This is a genomic window from Streptomyces sp. CB03238 (genome assembly GCF_002099185.1).
Lineage (GTDB): Bacteria > Actinomycetota > Actinomycetes > Streptomycetales > Streptomycetaceae > Streptomyces.
This window is the reverse complement of sequence record NZ_NBCN01000007.1, coordinates 294,634-309,444: the sequence shown is the minus strand read 5'-3', so window position 1 is coordinate 309,444 and position 14,811 is coordinate 294,634. Positions and strand designations below refer to the sequence as shown.

The 14,811-nt window shown below is 73.2% G+C and carries 13 protein-coding genes; 12 read left to right on the top strand and 1 reads right to left on the bottom strand.

The features are described from left to right. Positions 1-640: 640 nt before the first annotated feature. The 7 genes from ssd to BKD26_RS14540 all read left to right on the top strand — a co-directional run bounded on the left by ssd (position 641) and on the right by BKD26_RS14540 (position 5,814). Positions 641-1,744, top strand: a complete 1,104-nt coding sequence (ssd, locus tag BKD26_RS14570; protein ID WP_084898256.1) for a septum site-determining protein Ssd — start codon at positions 641-643, stop codon at positions 1,742-1,744. Next, the gene (locus BKD26_RS14565; RefSeq protein WP_084898255.1) at positions 1,741-2,892 is read left to right on the top strand and encodes a TadA family conjugal transfer-associated ATPase; all 1,152 of its coding nucleotides are present in this window, start codon (positions 1,741-1,743) and stop codon (positions 2,890-2,892) included. The genes ssd and BKD26_RS14565 overlap by 4 nt, the downstream gene beginning before the upstream one ends. Before the next feature lie 11 nt (positions 2,893-2,903). Continuing rightward, a complete protein-coding gene (locus BKD26_RS14560) occupies positions 2,904-3,734 on the top strand; it encodes a type II secretion system F family protein (RefSeq protein WP_084898497.1) in 831 nt (276 codons plus the stop codon). A gap of 26 nt (positions 3,735-3,760) precedes the next feature. Continuing rightward, positions 3,761-4,498 (top strand): type II secretion system F family protein, encoded by a 738-nt coding sequence (locus BKD26_RS14555; RefSeq protein WP_193791268.1) that lies wholly within the window; start codon positions 3,761-3,763, stop codon positions 4,496-4,498. 14 nt (positions 4,499-4,512) lie between these two features. Next, positions 4,513-4,716 carry a DUF4244 domain-containing protein gene (locus tag BKD26_RS14550; protein ID WP_241518656.1) on the top strand — a complete coding sequence of 68 codons (204 nt, stop codon included), beginning with the start codon at positions 4,513-4,515 and terminating at the stop codon, positions 4,714-4,716. Next, complete coding sequence (locus BKD26_RS14545) at positions 4,703-5,080, top strand: TadE family type IV pilus minor pilin (RefSeq protein ID WP_084898252.1); 378 nt, start codon at positions 4,703-4,705, stop codon at positions 5,078-5,080. Before BKD26_RS14550 ends, BKD26_RS14545 begins: the two co-directional genes overlap by 14 nt. Positions 5,081-5,493: 413 nt before the next feature. Then, on the top strand, positions 5,494-5,814 hold the full coding sequence (locus BKD26_RS14540) for an Rv3654c family TadE-like protein (protein WP_107417875.1): 321 nt from the start codon (positions 5,494-5,496) through the stop codon (positions 5,812-5,814). Here the strand turns inward: BKD26_RS14540 and BKD26_RS14535 are convergent. Further along, positions 5,756-8,233, bottom strand: a complete 2,478-nt coding sequence (locus BKD26_RS14535) for a DEAD/DEAH box helicase (protein WP_084898250.1) — start codon at positions 8,231-8,233, stop codon at positions 5,756-5,758. The genes BKD26_RS14540 and BKD26_RS14535 overlap by 59 nt on opposite strands. Before the next feature lie 79 nt (positions 8,234-8,312). On the opposite strand from BKD26_RS14535, the gene BKD26_RS14530 reads away from it, so the two are divergent. From BKD26_RS14530 to BKD26_RS14510, 5 genes are all read left to right on the top strand, one after another. Beyond that, positions 8,313-8,666 (top strand): STAS domain-containing protein, encoded by a 354-nt coding sequence (locus BKD26_RS14530; RefSeq protein WP_003967428.1) that lies wholly within the window; start codon positions 8,313-8,315, stop codon positions 8,664-8,666. 379 nt (positions 8,667-9,045) lie between these two features. Continuing rightward, positions 9,046-9,504 (top strand): ATP-binding protein, encoded by a 459-nt coding sequence (locus tag BKD26_RS14525; RefSeq protein WP_084898249.1) that lies wholly within the window; start codon positions 9,046-9,048, stop codon positions 9,502-9,504. A gap of 237 nt (positions 9,505-9,741) precedes the next feature. Continuing rightward, positions 9,742-12,132 (top strand): sodium-translocating pyrophosphatase, encoded by a 2,391-nt coding sequence (locus BKD26_RS14520; protein ID WP_084898248.1) that lies wholly within the window; start codon positions 9,742-9,744, stop codon positions 12,130-12,132. A gap of 233 nt (positions 12,133-12,365) precedes the next feature. Further along, positions 12,366-12,989 carry a small secreted protein gene (locus tag BKD26_RS14515; protein WP_084898247.1) on the top strand — a complete coding sequence of 208 codons (624 nt, stop codon included), beginning with the start codon at positions 12,366-12,368 and terminating at the stop codon, positions 12,987-12,989. A gap of 96 nt (positions 12,990-13,085) precedes the next feature. Beyond that, positions 13,086-14,606: a class I SAM-dependent methyltransferase gene (locus BKD26_RS14510; RefSeq protein WP_084898246.1), complete on the top strand. Its 1,521-nt coding sequence runs from the start codon at positions 13,086-13,088 to the stop codon at positions 14,604-14,606. Positions 14,607-14,811: the final 205 nt, after the last annotated feature.

The following is a 14,811-nucleotide window of genomic DNA, read 5'->3' as shown; positions in this document are numbered from 1 at the left end:
AGGCTCTCGGGTACACCATGGAAGTCACGGATCGTTCGCGACCGTGCTAACCCGGTCCGGCTCCTCCCCCCCCGAGTCGGCCGGAGAGACGACCCCCGCTCTCCCCCCCGGCGGGGGTCGTCGCATGTCCGGACGCGTTTTCGCCCGTTCCCGGCGGCTTGAATCGATCATTCCACTCCTCCTTGCCTCGCTGCGGCGGGCTGTCCGCCATGCGCTCTTCTCGTCACTCAGCGTAGCCGATGCGCTGCTCTGGGGAAGTCGCTGGTATGGGCTACTGGGATATTCACAACCGGCGAGTTGTCCACAGTTTTTGAGCAAGATCCACTTCTTTTCCGGAAGTCGTGCACCGTGATTCCGGCCGCGAAGTCCGCGGATGCCAGGAATCGCAGATCTCTCATCCCGCGAGGGCGGGGCGGAGACCACGCGGAGTCCGCGCTCTGGGCTACGCGAAGAGGAAGCGACGAGGAAGCGGAGAGCGCGGGCGTACGGGACCGAAATGACGCGCGCAGATCACCGCGGCTCGCATCCGTGCCGAATCCGCGTCGGTGCCACGCCGGTGCGGCGTCGGTGCCGCGTCGGCTGCACGCGCCCATCGCGCGCATCACAGCGAGAAGACAGGGAAAGAAGGGGGCGGAAATTCATGGCTGGATCCATCACATCCGAGCGGGCGCCGACCATCGAGGGACGGCGGGCGGGACCGCTGATCGTGACCGAGGACGCCGAGCTGCTCGACGACCTGCTGCGGCTGTGCGCCGCGGCGGGCGCGCACCCGGAGGTGTACCACTCGGTGCCCGAGCGCAGAGGGAGCTGGGAGGCCGCGCCGCTGGTCCTGGTGGGCGATGACGCGGCCGACCGGTGCCGGGGTGCGGTACGCAGGCGGGGCGTGCTGCTCGTCGGGCGGGACCAGGACGATCCCGGCGTGTGGCGGCGGGCGGTGGAGATCGGCGCGGACTGTGTGCTGCGGCTGCCCGACGCCGAGAGCTGGCTCGTCGACCGGATCGCCGACGTGGTCGAGGGTGTGGGACGGCAGGCGCTGACCGTCGGGGTGATCGGCGGGCGCGGCGGTGCCGGGGCGTCGACGCTGGCCTGTGCGCTGGCCGTCACGGCGGCGCGCGAGGGTCGGCGGACGATGCTCGTGGACGGCGATCCGCTGGGCGGGGGGCTCGACGTCCTGCTGGGCGGCGAGCAGGCGGAGGGTCTGCGGTGGCCGGATCTCGCCGTCTCCAAAGGCAGGGTCGCCAGTGGGGCGTTGGAGGAGTCACTGCCTTCCTTGCGGGGGCTTCGGGTCCTCAGCTGGGACCGGGGCGACGCCGTGGCCATCCGGCCGGAGGCAATGCGGTCGGTGCTGGCGGCGGCGCGCAGACGCGGCGGCGTGGTGGTCGTGGATCTGCCGCGCCGGGTGGACGAGGCCACCGCGGAGGCGTTGGCGCAACTGGACGTGGGGCTGCTCGTCGTGCCCGCCGAACTGCGGGCCGTCGCGGGCGCCAAGCGGGTGGCGTCCATGGCGGGCATGGTGCTGCGGGACCTGCGAGTGGTGGTGCGCGGGCCGTACGCGGCCGGGGTCGACGACCAGTGGATCGCGGACGTGCTGGACCTGCCGCTCGCGGGAGAAGTGCCGGTGGAGCACGGCCTGTTGGCCGCTCTGGATGGGGGTGCCCCGCCGGGTGACAGCGCGCGGGGGCCGCTGGCGCGGTTCTGTGCGGCGTTCTGGGAGCGGGCGCTGGCCGGGGAGAGTGCGTCGTGACGGCGGGCCTGTTGGAGGCCGTTCGCCAGCGGCTCGTGGAGAGCGGCACGGATCCGACTCCGGCCGGTGTGGCGGCGGCGCTGCGGGCGCAGGGCCGGTTGCTGGGCGATTCGGAAGTGCTGGGCGCCGCCGAGGAGTTGCGGTGCGAACTGGTGGGGACCGGCCCCCTGGAGCCGTTGCTCGCCGACCCGGCGGTGACGGACGTACTGGTGTCGGCGCCGGACCGGGTGTGGGTGGACCGGGGCGCGGGGCTGGAGTTGTCGGGCGTCGTGTTCCCGGACGCGGCGGCGGTGCGCAGACTGGCGCAGCGGCTGGCGGCGGTGGCGGGACGGCGGCTGGACGACGCCCGGCCGTGGGTGGACGCGCGGCTGCCGGACGGGACGCGGATGCACGCGGTGCTGCCGCCGGTGGCGGTCGGTTCGACCTGCCTGTCGCTGCGGGTGGTGCGGCCCCGGGCTTTCTCCCTCGCGGAGTTGACGGCCGCGGGGACGGTGCCCCCGGGCGGGGACCGCGTGCTTCGGGCGCTGGTCGAGGCCCGGGCGTCGTATCTGGTCAGCGGCGGCACGGGGTCGGGGAAGACGACGCTGCTGTCCACGCTGCTCGGGCTGGTGGGCGAGCGTGAGCGGATCGTCCTGGCCGAGGACTCGGCCGAGTTGCGGCCCGATCACCCGCATGTGGTCCGGCTGGAGGCCCGGCCACCGAACCAGGAGGGCGCGGGCCGGGTGACGCTGCGGGACCTGGTGCGCCAGGCCTTGCGGATGCGGCCCGACCGGCTGGTGGTGGGCGAGGTGCGGGGCTCCGAGGTGACGGATCTGCTGGCCGCCTTGAACACGGGGCACGAGGGCGGCTGCGGAACCGTGCACGCCAACACCGCCGCCGATGTGCCTGCCCGCCTGGAGGCGCTGGGCACGGCCGCGGGGCTCGACCGGGCGGCGCTGCACAGCCAGGTGGCGGCCGGCCTGTCGGTGGTCGTCCATCTGGCGCGGGACCGGGCCGGGCAGCGCCGGATCGCCGAGGTCCACGTGCTGGAACGGGACGTGCGGGGGCTGGTGGTCACGGTTCCCGCACTGCGGTGGGGCGCCGAGGGGTTCCGGTACGAGGAGGGTTGGGAGCGGCTGCGGTCGCTGATCGGTGGTGTGCGGTGGTGACGGGACAGCCGATGTACGCGGCGGTGTGCGCGGGTGCGGCGGCCTGGCTGGTGCTGGACCGGCAGCAGGGACTGCGGCGGGCACGGCTGCTGTTCGCGGGCGCCGGTGAGGTGGCGACCCCGGCCCGCTGGTCCTGGCGGCGGTGGGCGCCGGTGGTGCGGGTACGGCGCGAATGGCTGTGCCTGGTGGTGGCGGTGGTCCTGGCGGTGCTGGGCGAGTCGGTGCTGCCGCTGGTCGCGGGGGCGTGTGCCGTGCCGCTGGTGGGGCGGCGCCTCCGGGTCAGGGAGCGCGCCCGTGAGCGGGAGGAGCGGGCGGACGCGGTGATCGCGCTGTGCGGTGCGGTGGCCGGCGAGTTGCGCGCCGGATGGCAGCCCGGGCCGGCGTTGCTCTGGGCGGCGCGTACCACCGGGGCGCTGGGGGCCGAGGAGGCGGCGGTCCTGGCGGCGGCGCGATTCGGGGGCGACGTACCGGAGGCGCTGCGGCGGGCAGCGCGGGAGGACGGCGCGGACGGCTTGGCCGGCCTGGCGGCCTGCTGGCAGGTGGCGGTGGACGGTGGGGCCGGTCTCGCGGCAGGCCTGGACCGGCTGGACGCGGCGCTGCGGGAGCGACGGGACCAGCGGGAACGGCTGAGGGCCCAGCTGGCGGGCGCTTGGGCGACGGTGGGATTGCTGGCGCTGCTGCCGGTGGTGGGCCTGGCGATGGGGTGGGCGCTCGGCGCCGACCCATTGCGGGTGCTGCTGCACACCCCTGCGGGCCTTGGCTGTCTTGCGGTGGGCGGGCTCCTGGAGGCCTTGGGCCTGTGGTGGGCCGGTCGGGTCGTACGGGCCGGGGAGGAGCCGTGAGCGGCCCGTTTTTCCACAGCCTGGGGGTGACGGTGGCCTTGTCGGCCGGCGCGATCTGGCTGACCTGGACGGTGGCGGCCCGGCGGCGGGAGCGCCGGGTACGCCGGCGGATCGCCGCCCTGCTGGGGGCGGAGCACGCGCGGCGCCGGGCCTGGCGGCCGGAGTACGGGGCATGGGTGCGGCGCTGGGCGGCGCCTGCGGGTGCCGCGCTGAGCGGGTACGTGGCGGTCGGCGGGATCGCCGGGTGCGCGGTGGGTGCCGCTGCCGCGTATGGCGTACGGAGGTGGCAGCGGCGGCCGCGTCCGGGCGTGGACGGGCACGGTGACGGTGAGGCGGCGCACGGGCTGCCCCTGGCGGCGGACCTGCTGGCCGCGTGCCTGTCGGCCGGGGCGGGGCCGCGCGAGGCGGCGGAGGCCGTCGGGGAGTCGCTGGGCGGTCCGGTCGGCGACCGGCTGGCGAGAGCGGCGGCCGAACTGCGGCTGGGCGGCGAACCGGCCGAGGTGTGGGGGCGGTTCGGTGAGATACCGGGCGCCCGGCCGCTGGCGCGCTGCCTGGAGCGGGCGAGTGCCTCGGGTGCTCCCTCGGCCGAGGCGGTGTCCCGGCTGGCCGCCGGGCTGCGAGCGGAACAGGCGCGACGGGCCACGGCCCGCGCGCAACGGGCGCAGGTACTGATCACCGCCCCGGTGGGGCTCTGCTTCCTGCCCGCGTTCCTCGCGGTCGGAGTGGCGCCGGTGGTCATCGGCCTGGCGAGCGAACTGTTATGACGGATCGGCATCTCATGGGGGTTGGTATGTGGAACCGGATGGTGAAGGCCCTGACGGCGAAGGTGCGTCGGGACGCGGGGATGACCACGGCCGAGTACGCGATGGGGACGCTGGCGGCGTGTGCCTTCGCGGCCGTGCTCTACAAGATCGTCACGAGTGACGTCGTGTCGGGCGGGCTGCAGTCGGTGATCGGGAGGGCGCTCGATGCCCAGTTCTGAGCCCGGTCCTGAGGCCGGCGGTGATCGCGGATCGGTGACCGCCGAGGCGGCGACGGTCCTGCCGGCGCTGGTGCTGTTCACGATGGCGCTCGTGTGGGCGCTGATGGCGGCCGCCGCGCAGATCCAGTGCGTGGACGCGGCGCGGGCCGGGGCGCGGGCGGTGGCCCGTTCCGAGCCACGTGAGGAGGCGGTGGCGGCCGCCCGGTCGGCCGCCCCGGGAGGCGCCCGGGTGGCGGTGGAGCGGGCCGGGGAGCTGTGGCGCGTGCGGGTGGAGGCACCGGCCCCCGGGCCCGGCCCTCTGCGACTGACCCTCCACGCGGAGGCGGCCGCCCTGGCCGAGGACACCGTGGGGGTGACGCCGTGACGACCTCTGATCGCGCCCAGCGCCCTGGCCCGCGCCGGGGCCGGGGCCCCGTCCCGGCCCCGCGGCGGGTTCCGAGGCGGGCCTCCGGGTCGGCCCGGCGGCCGGGGCCCATCTCGGCCGGCTCGGATCGTGGCTCTGCCCGGCGGCCGGTCCTCGGTCCTGCCCCTGGCTCGGATGGCGGCTCGGCCCGGCGGCCGGTGCTCAGCTCCGCCCTCAGCTCGGTCGGCTCGGATGGCAGTTCGGCCCGGCGGCCGGTCCTCGGCTCGGCCCTCGGGCCTGCCCGTTCGGATGGTGGCTCGGTTCCGGGGCCGGCGCCTGGATCGGCCTGGCGGCCGGGGCCCGGGGCGGCTCCGATACCGGCCCATGGAGCGGGGCGCTGTGCGGATCGCGGGGCGGCGACGGTGTGGGCGGCGATGGCGGGCACCGTGATGTGCGTGGTGTTCGCGGCGGTCCTCGCCCTGGGGCAGGCGGTGGCCGCCCGGCACCGGGCCGGAGGCGCCGCGGACCTGGCGGCGCTGGCCGCGGCGGACCGGGCGCTGTGGGGTGTGGCCGACGCGTGCGGGGCGGCGGCCAGGGTGGCGCGGGCCCAGGGCGCGGAGGTGGTGCGGTGCACCCTGCGCGGCGAGATCGCGGATGTGACGGCACGGGCCCGGTTCGGGCCGTACGCGCCCGGGGTCAGGGCGCGGGCGGGGCCTCCGGGGGCGCTTCCGGGGCTCCCCGCAGCAGTTCCGTGAGGAGGCGCACGGCGCCCCGCTTGTGCAGCGGGTCGTTGCCGTTGCCGCACTTGGGCGACTGGATGCAGGAGGGGCAGCCCGCCTCGCACTCGCAGGACGCGATGGCGTCACGGGTCGCGGTGAGCCACTCGCGGGCGGTGTGGAAGGCGCGCTCCGCGAAGCCGGCGCCGCCCGGGTGGCCGTCGTACACGAAGACCGTCGGGAGCAGCGTGTCCGGGTGGAGCGGGACCGACACGCCGCCGATGTCCCAGCGGTCGCAGGTGGCGAAGAGCGGCAGCAGGCCGATGGACGCGTGCTCGGCGGCGTGCAGGGCGCCGCCCAGTTGCTCCGGGTTCACCCGGGCGGCGTCCAGCTGGTCCTCGGTGACGGTCCACCACACGGCGCGGGTGCGCAGGGTGCGTGGCGGGAGGTCGAGTTTGGTCTCGCCGAGCACCTCGCCGGTGATCAGGCGGCGGCGGAGGAAGGAGACGACCTGGTTGGTGACCTCGACGGATCCGTAGCACAGGCGCCCGTCGCCCCAGGGGATCTGAGTGTCGGTCTCCAGGACGGAGATGGCGGTGGTGTCGCGGGCGGTGGTGGAGTACGGGGGGTTGGCCTCCTCGACGAGGGCGACCGAGTCCTTCAGGTCCAGTTGCTTGACCAGATAGGTGCGGCCCATGTGGAGGTGGACGGCGCCTTCGTGGACGGCGGCGTGGGCGGCCGACTCGTCGACCGTGCCGAGCAGCCGGCCCGTTCCGGCCTCGACGATCTGGACGGGGCTGCCGCCCTCGCCACGGATGTCGGTGAGGTCGGCGGCACGTTCGCGGCGGGTCCAGTACCAGCCGGACGCGCGCCGCCGCAGCAGGCCGGCCGACTCCAGCTGGGGCAGCAGCTCCGGGGCGGCAGGGCCGAAGAGGGCCAGGTCGGCGTCGGTGAGCGGGTGTTCCGCCGCCGCCGCGCACAGGTGGGGGGCGAGGACGTAGGGGTTGTCCGGGTCCAGGACGGTCGACTCGACCGGCTGGCGGAACAGTGCCTCCGGGTGGTGGACGAGGAAGGTGTCCAGCGGGTCGTCGCGGGCCACGAGCACCGCGAGAGCACCCTGCCCGGAGCGTCCGGCACGGCCCGCCTGCTGCCACAGCGAGGCCCGGGTGCCGGGGTAGCCGGCGATCACCACGGCGTCCAGGCCCGACACGTCGATGCCCAGCTCCAGGGCGGTCGTCGCGGCCAGCCCGAGGAGTTCACCCGAGTGCAGGGCCCGCTCCAGGGCGCGGCGCTCCTCGGGCAGGTAGCCGCCCCGGTAGGCCGCGACCCGCTTGGGCAGCGAGCGGTCGACCTCCGCGAGGCGTTCCTTGGCGATGACCGAGATCAGCTCGGCACCGCGCCGGGAGCGTACGAAGGCGACCGAGCGGACGCCCTGGATGGTCAGGTCGGTCAGGAGGTCGGCGGTCTCGGCGGTGGCGGTACGGCGCACCGGGGCGCCCTGCTCGCCCTGAAGTTCGGTGAGCGGCGGCTCCCACAGTGCGAAGACCAGTTCCCCGCGCGGCGAGGCGTCGTCGGCGACCTCGCGCACGGGGAGACCGGTCAGCCGCCCGGCGGCGAGGGCCGGCTGGGCGGCGGTCGCGGAGGCGAGGAGGAAGACGGGGGAGGAACCGTAGCGGGCGCAGACGCGGCGCAGTCGGCGCAGCACCTGGGCGACGTGGGAGCCGAAGACCCCGCGGTAGGTGTGGCACTCGTCGATGACCACATAGCGCAGGGCGCGCAGGAAGGAGGACCAGCGCGGGTGGGAGGGGAGTATGCCCCGGTGCAGCATGTCGGGGTTGGTCAGGACGTAATTGGCGTACTGGCGGACCCACTCCCGCTCCTCGACGGGCGTGTCGCCGTCGTACACGGCGGGCCGGATCCGGTTGCCCAGCGGGGCGGCGAGCGCCTTCACCGAACGCCGCTGGTCGGCGGCGAGGGCCTTGGTGGGGGCGAGGTACAGGGCGGTGGTGCCCCGGCCGTTGGGCGCCTCGGAGCCGTCCAGCAGGGTGGACAGGACGGGTGCCAGATAGGCGAGGGACTTGCCGGACGCGGTCCCGGTGGCGATGACGACCGACTCGCCGTCCAGGGCGTGCTCGGCGGCGGCCGCCTGGTGGGCCCAGGGGTGCTCGATGCCCGCCGTATGGATGGCGTTGATCACTTCTGGCCGGATGCGATCGGGCCAGACTGCATGCCGACCCGCTCTTGGGGGCAGGTGCTCCGTATGAGTGATGCGCGTAGCCCGGTTCGCCCCTGCGGCGAGCCGGTCGAGGACCGTACCGGGGGAGGGGCGGGAGTCCCTGCTCTCGGGAGGTCGACTGGGGCGCTGATTCATGGCCATCGGCACCGAGTGTGTCACCGGCGTGACGGACAATGCTCCCAAGGCGTCGTGCATGGCTGCTGGTAAGTGATTGAATGCCATCGCGGCTGGCGATCCGTCCCCTGGCTCCGTCCGGAGAATCCGAGGGGCGACCGCTCGATAGCAAGGTGCTGGAGGATCCGTGGACCTGTCCCTGTCGACTCGCAATGTGTCCGGCCCTGGTGGCGACCGTACGGTCGTCGAGGTCGGTGGCGAGATTGATGTGTATACCGCGCCCAAGCTGCGCGAGCAGTTGGTCGAGTTGGTGAATGACGGCAGCTACCACCTGGTTGTCGACATGGAGGGCGTGGACTTCCTCGACTCGACCGGCCTCGGCGTGCTGGTGGGCGGCCTGAAGCGCGTGCGCGCGCATGAGGGATCGCTGCGCCTGGTCTGCAACCAGGAGCGCATTCTCAAGATCTTCCGGATCACTGGTCTGACCAAGGTGTTCCCGATCCACACCACGGTCGACGAGGCCGTCGCGGCCACCGACTGAGTCGGCTCGCCGCGTCGCGCCGCACCGGCAGTTCCTGGCCGGGTCCGTTCCGTTCCGGTCGGCCCCGTCCGAGGGCCGTCGGACCGGGCGGGGCCTGGTCGGGACCGGCCGGCCCCACTTGGGTCGGCCGGCGGCCGGTCGGCAGCCGGCCTGGAGCGGGTGCGGCAGCCGGTCGGGCCGGTCCGCAGACGGCGGCCGGACTGGCCGGGTCGGTCGGGCCGGTCGGTGCGACCGGTGTTCCGGCCGTCCCTTCCAGCCGTTCTTCCGGTCGACCCGACCGGAGGACCGGCCGGTGGATTCGAGGAGGAAGCAAGAGCAGGGTGCCGGGCGTCCAGCCCGGTCCTCTGAGAGGCACGCTCGCACGTCCGAGGGGGACCGTATGGCCACCGTTGAACTCCGCTTCAGCGCCCAGCCCGAGCACGTCAGGACCGCCCGTCTGGTGGCGGCCGCCGTGGCGCGCCGGGCCGGGGTCGACGAAGCCGTGCTGGACGAGGTCAGGCTCGCCGTCGGCGAGGCGTGCTCCCGCGCGGTCGGGCTGCACCGCAGCAACAACGTGACCTCCCCGGTCCGGGTCGTGCTGACCGAGGAGGAGAAGACGTTCTCCATCGAGGTCGGTGACGAGGTCCCGGGCGCGGGTGTCGCGGCGGCCGACGCCGCCGGGGTGCCGGGCAGCCGCAGCGCCGCGCCGACCGAGGGGTTCGACGACGCCGAGGGCGAGGACGAGATGGGCCTCGCGGTCATCACCGGACTGGTCGACGACGTCGAGGTGTCGGCCGGTGAGGCGGGCGGCGTCATCCGGATGACCTGGCCGACGAATCCCGCGGCCATGCTTCCCTGACCACCGCACCAGCGAAATGGAAGGCCCTGCTGAGCAGGGCCTTTTTGCATTTTCTAGATCGTCCCACCGAGCGTCAATGGTTTAAAGTCGTTACTGCTTTCGAGTGGATTCCTTGTGTCGCGCATTTGCCGACTGGCAAGCGAAGGTCAATTCTGTTCTACGGCGCTCTGTTTTGATCAGGTTCTGCTCCCTACAATCCGTCCACGTCTTGAGCTCTTCTGACGTCAAGGAGGACGAATGGCGGGGCTCTTCACCACACACGTGTCCGACCACCCGACTTCTCTCGCGGCCGCGGTCCTCACCGATGACAACCGGATCATCGTGGTCGTCATCGCGGCCGTGGCCCTGGCCGCCCTGATCGTGGCCCAGCTGCTCGTACGCCAGGTACTGGCGGCCGGTGAGGGCACCGCCGCCATGAAGAAGATCGCGGCGGCCGTCCAGGAAGGCGCGAACGCCTATCTGGCCCGTCAGCTGCGGACCCTCGGTATCTTCGCGGTCGTCGTGTTCTTCCTGCTCATGCTGCTGCCCGCGGACGACTGGTCGCAGCGCGCCGGACGATCACTGTTCTTCCTGGTGGGCGCCCTTTTCTCGGCGGCCACCGGTTACATCGGCATGCGTCTTGCCGTACGGGCCAATGTGCGCGTGGCGGCGGCCGCGCGTGAGGCGACACCGGCACCCGGAGAACCGCAAAAGGACCTGACGACCGTCTCGCACAAAGCGATGAAGATCGCTTTCCGTACGGGTGGCGTGGTCGGCATGTTCACGGTGGGCCTCGGCCTGCTAGGCGCCTCCTGCGTGGTCCTCGTCTACGCGGCCGACGCGCCCAAGGTGCTGGAAGGTTTCGGCTTGGGCGCCGCGCTCATCGCGATGTTCATGCGTGTCGGCGGCGGCATCTTCACCAAGGCCGCCGACGTCGGCGCCGACCTCGTCGGCAAGGTCGAGCAGGGCATCCCCGAGGACGACCCGCGCAACGCCGCCACCATCGCCGACAACGTCGGGGACAACGTCGGCGACTGCGCGGGCATGGCCGCCGACCTCTTCGAGTCGTACGCCGTGACACTGGTCGCCGCGCTGATCCTCGGCAAGGCGGCGTTCGGAGACCTCGGTCTGGCCTTCCCCCTGATCGTGCCGGCGATCGGCGTGGTCACCGCGATGATCGGCATCTTCGCGGTCGCCCCGCGGCGCGCCGACCGCAGTGGGATGACCGCGATCAACCGCGGGTTCTTCATCTCCGCCGTGATCTCGCTCGCCCTGGTCGCCGTCGCGGTCTTCGTCTACCTGCCCTCCTCGTACGCCTCCCTCGAAGGCGTCACCGAGGCCGCCATCACCACGCACGGCGGCGATCCGCGCGTCCTCGCGCTGGTGGCGGTCGCCATCGGCATCGTGCTGGCCGCGCTGATCCAGCAGCTGACCGGATACTTCACCGAGACCAGCCGCCGCCCGGTCAGGGACATCGGAAAGTCGTCCAGGACAGGCCCCGCCACCGTCATCCTCGCGGGCATCTCCATCGGCCTGGAGTCCGCCGTGTACACCGCGCTGCTGATCGGCCTCTCGGTGTACGGGGCGTTCCTCCTCGGCGGTACGTCGATCACGCTCGCGCTGTTCGCCGTGGCCCTGGCGGGCACCGGACTGCTCACCACGGTCGGCGTCATCGTCGCTATGGACACCTTCGGCCCGGTCTCCGACAACGCCCAGGGCATCGCCGAGATGTCCGGCGACGTCCAGGGCGCGGGCGCGCAGGTCCTCACCGACCTCGACGCCGTCGGCAACACCACCAAGGCCATCACCAAGGGCATCGCCATCGCCACGGCCGTACTGGCGGCGGCCGCGCTCTTCGGCTCGTACCGCGACGCGATCGCCACGGCCGTACGCGAGGTGGGGGCCAGGGCGACCGAGATGAACCTGACCATGGACATCTCCCAGCCCAACAACCTCGTCGGGCTGATCTTCGGTGCCGCGGTCGTCTTCCTCTTCTCCGGTCTGGCGATCAACGCGGTGTCGCGGTCGGCCGGAGCGGTGGTCTACGAGGTGCGCAGGCAGTTCCGCGAGCACCCAGGGATCATGGACTACAGCGAGAAGCCGGAGTACGGGCGCGTCGTCGACATCTGCACCAAGGACGCCCTGCGCGAACTCGCCACGCCCGGTCTGCTCGCCGTCATGGCGCCCATCGCCGTCGGCTTCACGTTCGGGGTGGGTGCCCTCGGGTCGTTCCTCGCGGGGGCCATCGGCGCCGGCACCCTGATGGCCGTCTACCTCGCCAACTCCGGAGGCGCCTGGGACAACGCCAAGAAGCTCGTCGAGGACGGCCACCACGGCGGCAAGGGCAGCGAGGCGCACGCCGCGACCGTCATCGGCGACACGGTCGGCGACCCCTTCAAGGACACGGCCGGCCCGGCCATCAACCCGCTGCTGAAGGTGATGAACCTGGTGGCGCTGCTGATCGCGCCCGCGGTCGTACAGTTCAGCTACGGCGACGACGCCAGCGCGGGCGTACGGGCGGTGGTGGCGACGCTCGCGATCGTCGTCATCATCGGCGCCGTGTACGTGTCCAAGCGCCGTACGGTCGCCATGGGTGACGAGGACAACAGCACCGCCGGGCGGGTCACCAGCAAGGCGGCGACCTTGTAGCGCCTGGGGGTAACACCCTGTCAGCAGGCGGGCGGACGGAACGCGGTGACGTTCCGTCCGCCCGTTACCGCGTTTGGGCTCGCGGGCGGTGAGCCGGCGGTGAGCCTTCTCTCTCCCGTTTCCCTCTTGGTGCAAATGGTTGTAAAAGCGTACGAAACGGTCGCACGCCATGCGAATGTCGCCCACTTGGCGTGTATGTTCCGGGGCCGAGAGCCTTGGAAGGGACCAAACCGGTGAACAAGAAGCTTGCGGCCGCACTGTCCGGCGGTGCGGTACTGGTGCTCGCACTGTCGGGCTGCAGTGACGATGACGGCGGCGACAACAAGGTGGACGCCTGGGCCAAGAAGATGTGCGACCAGGCGCAGCCGCAGATCCAGAAGCGGGCCAACGCCCAGCAGACCATCATCTCGACGGCGGCGGACGGCAAGCCCGCCGACATCCAGGCCGCCGACTCGAAGGCCTTCCAGGACATCGCCGACGCCGACAAGGCGCTCGCCAAGGCCGTGCAGGACGCCGGCGTACCGCCCGTCGACAACGGCGAGAAGCTCCAGCAGGACGCGGTCAAGGAGCTCAACGCCACGGCCGCGGCGTACGAGGGCCTCAAGAAGCAGGTCGACGCGCTCGACCCGAAGAACCAGCAGAAGTTCGCCGACGGGCTGCAGGGCGTCGCCAGCGGGCTGAAGAAGATCGAGAAGATGGACCAGGACGCGCTGAACAAGCTGCAGTCCGGCCAGCTCGGCCAGGCGATGGCCAAGCAGCCCGGCTGCCGCAGGGCCGAGGCGACGGTCTCGCCGACCGTGCCGCCGGCCAAGCCGGGCCCGGCCGCGTCCGCTTCGGCGAGCAAGGCCGCCCAGTAGCCTCCCAGGCCCACCGATGAGGACTCCGGCCCGGTTCCCCCCGTTCGGGGGCCGGGCCGCGCGTCCATTGTCAGTGGCGGCGGTCACAATGGGCAGGTGAGTACGACCAGTCTTACCGCCAGCCTTCCGGTGCCCGACCGCGCCGGCCGCCTCCGCGACGCCCTGCTCGCCGCCGACTTCACCGCCGACGGCCTGCTCGAGCTGCTCGGCGCGTCCGCCTACGCCGCGCTCGCCCGCAGCGAGACGGTCCCCGCCCTGCGCGCCACCCGCGCGGACGGCCCGCTCGCCACGCTCGTCCGCCTCTTCCTCCTCCAGCGGCCCGTGCCCTATGAGCGGGCGGCCGCCGTGCTGCCGCTGGACGAGGCGCTCGCCGACGGATGGGTGGTGGACGACGGCGGCGGCCAGGTCCGCGCCACGGTGGACGTACGGCCGTACGGCGGACCGGAGGGCCAGGACTGGTTCATCGTCTCCGACCTGGGCTGCGCCGTGGGCGGTGCGGCAGGGGCGAGCGGCCGCGGCGAGGGCGTCGTCCTGGGCGTGGGCGGCGCGTCCACCACGCTCGCCGGGATCACGGTCCGTACGCCCGTCGCCTCCGCCCTGGACCTCGGCACCGGCTCCGGCATCCAGGCGCTGCACGCCGCGCAGCACGCCACGCGCGTGACGGCGACGGACCTGAACCCGCGGGCGCTGGAGTTCGCCCGGCTCACGCTGGCGCTCTCCGGGGCGCCGGAGGCCGACCTGCGCACCGGTTCGCTGTTCGAGCCGGTGGCCTCGGAGACGTACGACCTGATCGTGTCGAACCCGCCATTCGTGATCTCTCCCGGCGCCCGGCTGACCTACCGGGACGGTGGGATGGGCGGGGACGATCTGTGCAGGTCGCTCGTTCAGCAGGCGGGGGAGCGGCTGAACGAAGGGGGGTTCGCACACTTCCTGGCCAACTGGCAGCACGTGGAGGGTGAGGACTGGCAGGAGCGCCTGCGCTCCTGGGTGCCGCGCGGGTGCGACGCCTGGATCGTGCAGCGCGAGGTGCAGGACGTGACGCAGTACGCCGAGTTGTGGCTGCGGGACGCCGGGGACCACCTCCTGCTGGACCGGGAGGAGTACGCGGCGCGGTACGAGGCGTGGCTGGACGAGTTCGAGGCGCGCAAGACCCGGGCCGTCGGCTTCGGCTGGATCACGCTCCGCAAGTCCGGTGCGGAGGAGCCGTCCATCGTCATCGAGGAGTGGCCGCACCCGGTCGAACAGCCGCTCGGCGAGACGGTACGGGCGCACTTCGCGCGCCAGGACTACCTGCGCACGCGCGACGACGCCGCGCTGCTCGCCGACCACTTCGTGCTCGCCCCGGAGGTGATGCAGGAGCAGGTCGGACTGCCGGGCGCGGAGGACCCGGAGCATGTGGTGCTCCGGCAGAACCGCGGCATGCGCCGCGCCACCAAGGTGGACGCCGTCGGCGCGGGCTTCGCCGGCGTGTGCGACGGGACGCTCAGCGCGGGACGGATCCTGGACGCCATCGCCCAGCTGATGGGCGAGGACCCGGTGCTGCTGCGGGACCGCACACCGCAGGCGATCCGGCTGCTGGTGGAGGAGGGGTTCCTGGAACCGGCGACGGGGGTGTGAGGGGAGCGGGCGCGCGGGCTGCGGGGCGGCCTGCGTGGCAGGGCGGCCCACCCGGCGAGGGGAGCCAGATCGGGCGTGGTTGGGGCTCGGCGGGCGCGGGTGCGGCGGGGGCGCCGGGTGCGGTTGGGCCCACCAGGCCCGGGTAGCGGGGTCGGACGCGGCGGGTGCGGTCGGGCCCCTGGGCCGGGGTAGCCGGGTCGGACGC

What these genes read in the sequence shown, in the direction of transcription:
- ssd (WP_084898256.1), top strand. Translation starts at nt 641, where the DNA reads ATGGCTGGATCCATCACATCCGAGCGGGCGCCGACCATCGAGGGACGG.
- BKD26_RS14560 (WP_084898497.1), top strand. Translation starts at nt 2,904, where the DNA reads ATGTACGCGGCGGTGTGCGCGGGTGCGGCGGCCTGGCTGGTGCTGGAC.
- BKD26_RS14520 (WP_084898248.1), top strand. Translation starts at nt 9,742, where the DNA reads ATGGCGGGGCTCTTCACCACACACGTGTCCGACCACCCGACTTCTCTC.
- BKD26_RS14540 (WP_107417875.1), top strand. Translation starts at nt 5,494, where the DNA reads ATGGCGGGCACCGTGATGTGCGTGGTGTTCGCGGCGGTCCTCGCCCTG.
- BKD26_RS14545 (WP_084898252.1), top strand. Translation starts at nt 4,703, where the DNA reads ATGCCCAGTTCTGAGCCCGGTCCTGAGGCCGGCGGTGATCGCGGATCG.
- BKD26_RS14550 (WP_241518656.1), top strand. Translation starts at nt 4,513, where the DNA reads ATGGGGGTTGGTATGTGGAACCGGATGGTGAAGGCCCTGACGGCGAAG.
- BKD26_RS14525 (WP_084898249.1), top strand. Translation starts at nt 9,046, where the DNA reads ATGGCCACCGTTGAACTCCGCTTCAGCGCCCAGCCCGAGCACGTCAGG.
- BKD26_RS14535 (WP_084898250.1), bottom strand. Translation starts at nt 8,233, where the DNA reads ATGGCATTCAATCACTTACCAGCAGCCATGCACGACGCCTTGGGAGCA.